The 6,488-nt window shown below is 71.0% G+C and carries 8 protein-coding genes; 7 read left to right on the top strand and 1 reads right to left on the bottom strand.

The features are described from left to right. The coding region (locus tag JHD63_RS13505) for a S16 family serine protease (protein WP_304952636.1) at positions 1-358 on the top strand (358 nt) is incomplete at its 5' end. A gap of 3 nt (positions 359-361) precedes the next feature. Here the strand turns inward: JHD63_RS13505 and JHD63_RS13500 are convergent. Further along, positions 362-1,570: an MFS transporter gene (locus tag JHD63_RS13500; protein ID WP_198971275.1), complete on the bottom strand. Its 1,209-nt coding sequence runs from the start codon at positions 1,568-1,570 to the stop codon at positions 362-364. Between the two features lie 119 nt (positions 1,571-1,689). Between JHD63_RS13500 and JHD63_RS13495 the strand changes: the two genes are divergently transcribed. The 6 genes from JHD63_RS13495 to JHD63_RS13470 are packed head-to-tail and all read left to right on the top strand — an operon-like array spanning position 1,690 to position 6,458. Further along, entirely contained in the window at positions 1,690-2,100 is a 411-nt protein-coding gene (locus JHD63_RS13495) for a glycerate kinase (protein WP_198971274.1), read from the top strand. 48 nt (positions 2,101-2,148) lie between these two features. Then, complete coding sequence (locus tag JHD63_RS13490; RefSeq protein ID WP_198971273.1) at positions 2,149-3,093, top strand: branched-chain amino acid transaminase; 945 nt, start codon at positions 2,149-2,151, stop codon at positions 3,091-3,093. Between the two features lie 5 nt (positions 3,094-3,098). Further along, complete coding sequence (locus JHD63_RS13485; protein ID WP_198971272.1) at positions 3,099-3,341, top strand: zinc-finger domain-containing protein; 243 nt, start codon at positions 3,099-3,101, stop codon at positions 3,339-3,341. A 33-nt stretch (positions 3,342-3,374) separates the two neighbouring features. Next, positions 3,375-4,190 (top strand): glycosyltransferase family 2 protein, encoded by an 816-nt coding sequence (locus JHD63_RS13480; protein WP_198971279.1) that lies wholly within the window; start codon positions 3,375-3,377, stop codon positions 4,188-4,190. A 17-nt stretch (positions 4,191-4,207) separates the two neighbouring features. Continuing rightward, complete coding sequence (locus JHD63_RS13475) at positions 4,208-5,491, top strand: O-antigen ligase family protein (RefSeq protein ID WP_233168107.1); 1,284 nt, start codon at positions 4,208-4,210, stop codon at positions 5,489-5,491. Further along, a complete protein-coding gene (locus JHD63_RS13470) occupies positions 5,469-6,458 on the top strand; it encodes a glycosyltransferase (RefSeq protein WP_198971270.1) in 990 nt (329 codons plus the stop codon). The genes JHD63_RS13475 and JHD63_RS13470 overlap by 23 nt, the downstream gene beginning before the upstream one ends. Positions 6,459-6,488: the final 30 nt, after the last annotated feature.

Below are 6,488 nucleotides of genomic sequence, written 5' to 3'. Positions count from 1 at the left end.
GGTGCTGCACCGGCACGCCGGCATCGCCTGCATGGACCAGGACGTGTTCGTCAACGCCGTCGGCGGCGTGCGCATCACCGAGCCGGCGGCCGACCTGGCGGTGCTGCTGGCCATCACCAGCAGCCTGCGCGGCAAGCCGCTGCCCAAAGGCTTCCTGGCCTTTGGCGAGGTGGGCCTGGCCGGCGAAGTGCGGCCCGCGCCGCGCGGGCAAGAGCGCCTGAAGGAGGCCGCCAAGCTCGGCTTCTCCGTGGCCCTGGTGCCCAAGGCCAATGCGCCCAAGAAGCCGATCGAAGGCCTGCAGATCCACGCCGTGGAGCGCGTGGAAGAGGCCATGGACGTGGTGCGGCGCCTGCAGTAGGCGCTAGGAGCGGCTGCGCGCGGCCACCAGCGCCCCGGCCACCATCAGCACGCTGGTGGCCAGGAACACGGCGCGCATGCCGATCTGTCCGCCCACGAAGCCGCCCAGCAGCGGTCCCACCACCTGCCCCGCGTACTGCGACGAGGTGGAGTAGCCCAGCACGCCCCCGGTCACGGCGGCCGGCACGCTGTGCCGGATCACGCTGGCGATGCAGGGCAGCAGGCCGGCCAGCGCCACGCCCATCAGGAAACGCAGCCCCACCAGCTGCCAGGCGCTGTTGACGAAGGCCTGCGGCAGCAGCAGCACGGCGGCGGCCAGCAGGCAGCCCACGATCACCTTGTGGTGCCCGATGCGGTCTGCCAGCCGGCCCAGGCGCGGCGCGGCCAGGATGTTGCCCAGGGCCGCTGCCGACATCGCCAGGCCCGAGAACCAGGTAACCGGCCCGTCCGGCGGCAGCAGCTGTCCGACGTAGACGGTGATGATCGGCTCCACCGACATGTGGGCCAGCGTCAGCAGCACGCCGGTCGCCAGCATCGCCACCACCGGCCGCCGGTCCGGTATCTGCGACCAGATGCCCTGGCGCGGCTGGCCCGGCGTGGCTGCCGGCCGCCGCGGGCGGTCCTCCCGGATCAGGAAGCAGGTCGCCAGGAAGGCGATGAAGATCGCACCGCCGGCCAGGAAGAAGGTGGCCCGGATGCCGATCAGCGGAGGCAGCCCGCCGCCGACCAGCGGCCCGATCAGGCTGCCGGCCATGAAGCCCGAGGACAGCGTGCCCAGCGCCCAGCCCGAGCGCGCCTGGGGCGTCTGCGTGGCCACCAGCACCATCGAGCCCGAGGCGTAGCCGCCCAGCAGCCCGGCCAGCAGCCGCAGCCCGACCAGTTGCCAGGCGTTCTCCACCACGCCGATCAGCGCCATGGTCACGGCCATGCCCAGGCTGGCGCGGATCAGCATCAGCTTGCGGCCATGGCGGTCGGCCAGGCGGCCCCAGAGCGGAGCCGTGAGCGCGGCGGTGAGAAAGGTGGCGCCGAAGGCAATGCCCGACCACTGCGCCAGCGCCGCATGGCCGCGCACGCCCAGTTGCTCCAGGTACAGCGGCAGGAAGGGCAGCAGCAGCGTCATGGCCACGCCGGTGGTGAACGAACCGAACAGGCAGACGTAGAGGTTGCGCCGCCAGTACGGGAAGTCGGTCTCGGTGGCGGCGGGGGCGGGCATCGTGCCGATTGTCCCGGCCGCGCCCGCTGCGCGGCCTGCCCATGGGCGATGGCCGGCCACGCCCGCCGCGCTGGCGAAGGATGGGAAACCCCACCGCGCCCTGCTGCGAAAATGGCGGGATGAACAACTTCCCGAAAGTGCTGATTCCCGTCGGCAGCCTGGTGCTGCTGGCGGCGGCATTCAGTTCCTATGGCTGGCGCGGCGTGGCGGTGGTGAGCGGCGGCCTGCTGATGTGGCTGCTGCTGCATTTCACGCGCCTGATGACCGTGCTCAAGCGCGCGGCGGACCGGCCGGTGGGCTACGTCGGCAGCGCGGTGATGCTCAACGCCAAGCTCAGGCCCAGGCTGCCGCTGCTGCACGTGGTGGCCCTGACCAAGTCCCTGGGGCAGCAGCAGAGCCCGGCCGACACGCAGCCCGAGGTGTTCCGCTGGACCGACGGCGGCGGCTCCTACGTCGATTGCACCTTTGCCGAGGGCCGCCTGGTGCACTGGCAGCTCACCCGCCCCCAGCCGCCGGCCGGGACGCCTTAAAATCGCCGGTTTTCCCGGCAATCCCGCCCTGTTCCAAGGACACCCCGCATGAGCCTCGTCCCCCCCGCGACCGCCCTTTCCGACCGTGACGGCAAGATCTGGATGGATGGCCGGCTCGTCGATTGGCGCGACGCCAAGATCCACGTCCTGACCCACACTCTGCACTACGGCTGCGGCGTCTTCGAAGGCGTGCGCGCCTACGACACGGCTGGCGGCACCGCCATTTTCCGGCTGCAGGAGCATACCGAGCGCCTGTTCAACAGCGCCAAGATCCTGCGCATGAAGCTGCCCTTCACCCAGGACGAGGTGAACGAGGCGCAGAAGACCGTCATCCGCGAGAACGGCCTGAAGTCGGGCTACATCCGCCCGCTGGTCTGGATCGGCTCCGAGAAGCTGGGCGTCTCGCCCAAGGGCAACACCATCCACGCCATGGTCGCGGCCTGGTCCTGGGGCGCCTACCTGGGCGAGGAGGGCCTCAAGCGCGGCATCCGCGTGAAGACCTCGAGCTACACCCGCCACCACGTCAACATCACCATGACGCAGGCCAAGGCGGTCAGCAACTACAGCAATTCCATCCTGGCCAACATGGAGGCCACGGAAGACGGCTACGACGAGGCGCTGCTGCTGGACGCGGCCGGCTTCGTCTCCGAGGGCGCGGGCGAGAATGTGTTCGTGGTCAAGAACGGCGTGATCTACACGCCCGACCTGTCCGCCGGCGCGCTCAACGGCATCACGCGCAACACCATCCTGCACATCGCCAAGGACCTGGGCATCGAGGTGGTGCAAAAGCGCATCACCCGCGACGAGGTGTACATCGCCGACGAGGCCTTCTTCACCGGCACCGCCGCCGAGGTCACGCCGATCCGCGAACTCGACCGCGTGGAGATCGGCGCCGGCAGCCGCGGCCCGGTCACGGAGAAGGTGCAGAACGCCTTCTTCGACATCGTCAACGGACGCAATCCGCAGTACGCCCACTGGCTCACCAAGGTCTGAACCGCATGAGTGCCTCCTCCACCCTCGCCGGCAGCGTGCGCCGGCCGCTCGCCGTGGTCGAACTGCTGGCCCGCGACCTCAATGCCCAGGGCGGCGTGTTCTGCCCGAGCCCCAAGGCCGACATGAAGCTCTGGAACACCCATCCCAAGGTCTACCTGGATGTGGCCCACACCGGCGAAGCCAAGTGCCCGTACTGCGGCACCATCTACCGCCTGAAAGCCGGCGAGACCGTGCGCGCCGGCCACTGACCCGCGCCTGCCTCGCATTTCGTGCCTTTCCCGATGCAGGACGACCGCGCAGGCGGCGCAGACCGGCCGGCAGCGCCCACGCTGTCGGTCGCGGTCCTCACCCACAACGAAGCCCACCGCATCCGCGCCTGCCTGGAGAGCGCCGCGCCCATCGCCCATGAACTGGTGGTGGTCGACAGCGGCAGCACCGACGGCACCGTGGCCGCGGCCGAGGCCGCCGGCGCGCGGGTCTTCTCCTACCCCGACTGGCAGGGCTTCGCGGTGCAGCGCAACCGCCTGCTCGCGCATTGCAGCGGCGACTACGTGTTCTTCCTCGACGCCGACGAGCAGATGACGCCGGCCCTGCGCGGCGAGCTGCAGGCCATCGTGCGCAGCGGCGAGCGCGCGGTCTGGAAGATCCGCTGGCGCATGGTGGCCTTCGGCCGCCCGCTGACCTGGTACCGCGCCCAGTCGCAGGTCGAGCGCCTGTTCCGGCGCGACATGCTGCGCGAGTTCACCGGCGTGGTCCATGAGGAGGCGCAGTTGCGCGGCGAGCCGGTGCCGCGCCACCTGGTGCGCGCGCCGCTCCTGCACCACTCGCGCGAGTCGGTGCGCGCCAGCCTGGACAAGCTCACCCAGTACGCCATGCTCGGCGCGGCCAAGCGCGCGGCGCTGGGCAGGCGCGGCGGCGTGCTGCGCGGCCTGGCCTCGGGCACCAGCATGTTCGTGCGGCTCTACGTGCTGCGGCTGGGCTTCCTGTGCGGCGGCGCCGGCTTTCTGTACTGCCTGTTCGTGGCGCTGGAGAGTTTCTTCCGCTACGCCGCGCTGTACTACGACCGGGACGAGCTTTCCGGGCGGGTCGGACGATGATTTCGGAGCGTTACGGCATGCGGCTGACGTCTGCCGCGGCCTTTCTCGTTCCCGGCCTGGCGCTGTGGCGGCCCTCGGGCTACTCCTATGGCGTGGCGCTGCTGCTGCTGGGCGCGCTGCTCTTCGCGCGCCGCTGGCCGCGCCGCCTGCGGCCGCTGGGCGGCGCGGGCTGGATGGCGCTGTCCATCGTGCTGATGGGCGTGGTCTGGCTGCTCGACGCGCGCTCGGGCCGCACCGACTGGGGCGGCTTCGACCGGCCGTCCAAGTACCTGCTGGCGCTGCCCTGCCTGTTCCTTGTGCATGCCTACGCGCCGCGCGCGCGCTGTCTGTGGTGGGGCGTGGTGGTGGGCGCCGTGGGCAGCGGGCTCATGGCGCTCTACCAGCGCTACCTGCTGCACATGCCGCGCTCCGAAGGTTTCACCAACGCCATCCAGTACGGCGGCCTGAGCCTGCTGCTGGGCCTGATGTGCCTGGTGCTGGTGGCCGTGCGGCCGCCCGTGATGCGGCGGCCCTGGGCGGTGGGGCTGGCGGGCTGCGGCGCGGTGCTCGGGCCGCTGGGCTCGGTGCTGTCGGAGTCGCGCGGCGGCTGGCTGGCGCTGCTGGTCGTGCTGCCGGTGATGGGATGGCTCTGCTGGCAGCGGCTGCCGCGACGGCGTTTCGCGCAGGCGGCGCTGATGGTGGCGCTGGGCCTGCTGGGCCTGTTCCTGACGCAGCCGCACCTGATCGACCAGCGCCTGGATGCGGCGCGCGCCGAGATCGCGCAGTACGAGGCCGGCAATGACGGGGTCACCTCGGTCGGGCAGCGGCTGCACCACTGGAAGCTGGCCTGGCAGATGGGCTGGGACCGGCCGCTGACCGGCTGGACCCAGCATGGCTACGAGCTGGAGAAGGCGCGCCGGGTGCAGGCCGGCCTGGCCCATCCGAGCGTGCTCGCCTTCTCCCATGCGCACAACGAGGCGCTGGACCTGTTCGCCAAGCGCGGCCTGCCCGGCGTGGCCGTGCTGCTGTTCTTCTATGGCGTGCCGCTGTGGCTGTTCTGGCCGACCCGCCGGCGCCTGCCGCCGGCCGCGCTGGAGCACGATGGCTACGCCACGGCGCTGGCGCTGCGCCTGGTCGGGGTGCTGGTGCCGGTCGCCTACATCGGCTTTGGCCTGACGCAGGTGTTCATGGCGCACAACAGCGGCAACATCTGCTACCTGTTCTTCAACATGCTGGTCTATGGCTGCCTGCGCGGCCAGGAAGCCCTCGTGGGCGCCGGCCCCACCGGAGCGCAGCGCCATGCACGTCCTGCTGGTCAATAACTCGCCGATCCCGGTGTTCGCCTACGGCGGCACCGAGCGCGTCATCTGGGACCTGGGCCGCACGCTGGTGGGCATGGGGCACCGGGTCAGCTACCTGGTGCCGGCCGGCTCGCACTGCGACTTCGCCACCCACGTGCTGCCGATCGACACCGCGCGCCCCTGGGCCGGGCAGGTGCCGGCCGACGTGGACTTGGTGCACTTCCAGTTCCACCCCAAGTTCGAATCGGAAGACGCGCTGGGCCGGCCCTATCTGGTGACCGAACACGGCAACGCGCGCAAGGCGCGGCCGCTGCCGCTCAACACCGTGTTCCTCTCGCGCGACCATGCGGCGCGCTACGGCTCCACCCAGTTCGTGCACAACGGGCTGGACTGGTCGGCCTACGGCCCGGTCGACTTCGAGCGGCCGCGCACGTACTATCACTTCCTGGGCAAGGCGGCCTGGCGCGTGAAGAACGTGCAGGGCGCGATCCGCGTGGCCAGGAAAGCCGGCGTGCTGCTGGACGTGCTGGGCGGCGATCGGCTGAATTTCCGGCGCGGTTTCCGCTACACCTTCTCGCGCCGCGTGCGCTTCCACGGCATGGTCGGCGGCGAGCAGAAGGCCGGGCTGCTCAACGGCTCGCGCGGCATGGTGTTCCCGGTGCGCTGGCACGAGCCCTTCGGGCTGGCCGTGATCGAGAGCCTTTACTTCGGCGCGCCGGTGTTCGCCACGCCCTACGGCGCGCTGCCCGAGCTGGTGCCGCCCGACTGCGGCGTGCTGGCCGACAACGCCGACGCGCTGGCCGAGGCGGTGCGCGCCAATCGCTTCGATCCGCGCCGCTGCCACGCGCACGTGCTGGAGCACTTCGGCGCCGGGCGCATGGCGCGCGACTACCTGCGCGTCTACGAGCGCGTGCTGGCCGGCGAGAAGCTCAACGCCACGCCGCCGGTCATCCAGGGCCCGGCGCGCGAACTGGCCTGGAAGAACTGAGGGTTTTCAAGGAAAAAGTGGCCGTAGCCC

The organism is Xylophilus sp. ASV27, assembly GCF_016428875.1.
Classification (GTDB): Bacteria; Pseudomonadota; Gammaproteobacteria; order Burkholderiales; family Burkholderiaceae_C; genus Xylophilus.
The sequence above is the reverse complement of the archived record's forward strand: the minus strand, read 5'-3'. Positions and strand labels throughout refer to the sequence as shown.

What these genes read in the sequence shown, in the direction of transcription:
- JHD63_RS13475 (WP_233168107.1), top strand. Translation starts at nt 4,208, where the DNA reads ATGCGGCTGACGTCTGCCGCGGCCTTTCTCGTTCCCGGCCTGGCGCTG.
- JHD63_RS13470 (WP_198971270.1), top strand. Translation starts at nt 5,469, where the DNA reads ATGCACGTCCTGCTGGTCAATAACTCGCCGATCCCGGTGTTCGCCTAC.
- JHD63_RS13480 (WP_198971279.1), top strand. Translation starts at nt 3,375, where the DNA reads ATGCAGGACGACCGCGCAGGCGGCGCAGACCGGCCGGCAGCGCCCACG.
- JHD63_RS13500 (WP_198971275.1), bottom strand. Translation starts at nt 1,570, where the DNA reads ATGCCCGCCCCCGCCGCCACCGAGACCGACTTCCCGTACTGGCGGCGC.
- JHD63_RS13490 (WP_198971273.1), top strand. Translation starts at nt 2,149, where the DNA reads ATGAGCCTCGTCCCCCCCGCGACCGCCCTTTCCGACCGTGACGGCAAG.
- JHD63_RS13485 (WP_198971272.1), top strand. Translation starts at nt 3,099, where the DNA reads ATGAGTGCCTCCTCCACCCTCGCCGGCAGCGTGCGCCGGCCGCTCGCC.
- JHD63_RS13495 (WP_198971274.1), top strand. Translation starts at nt 1,690, where the DNA reads ATGAACAACTTCCCGAAAGTGCTGATTCCCGTCGGCAGCCTGGTGCTG.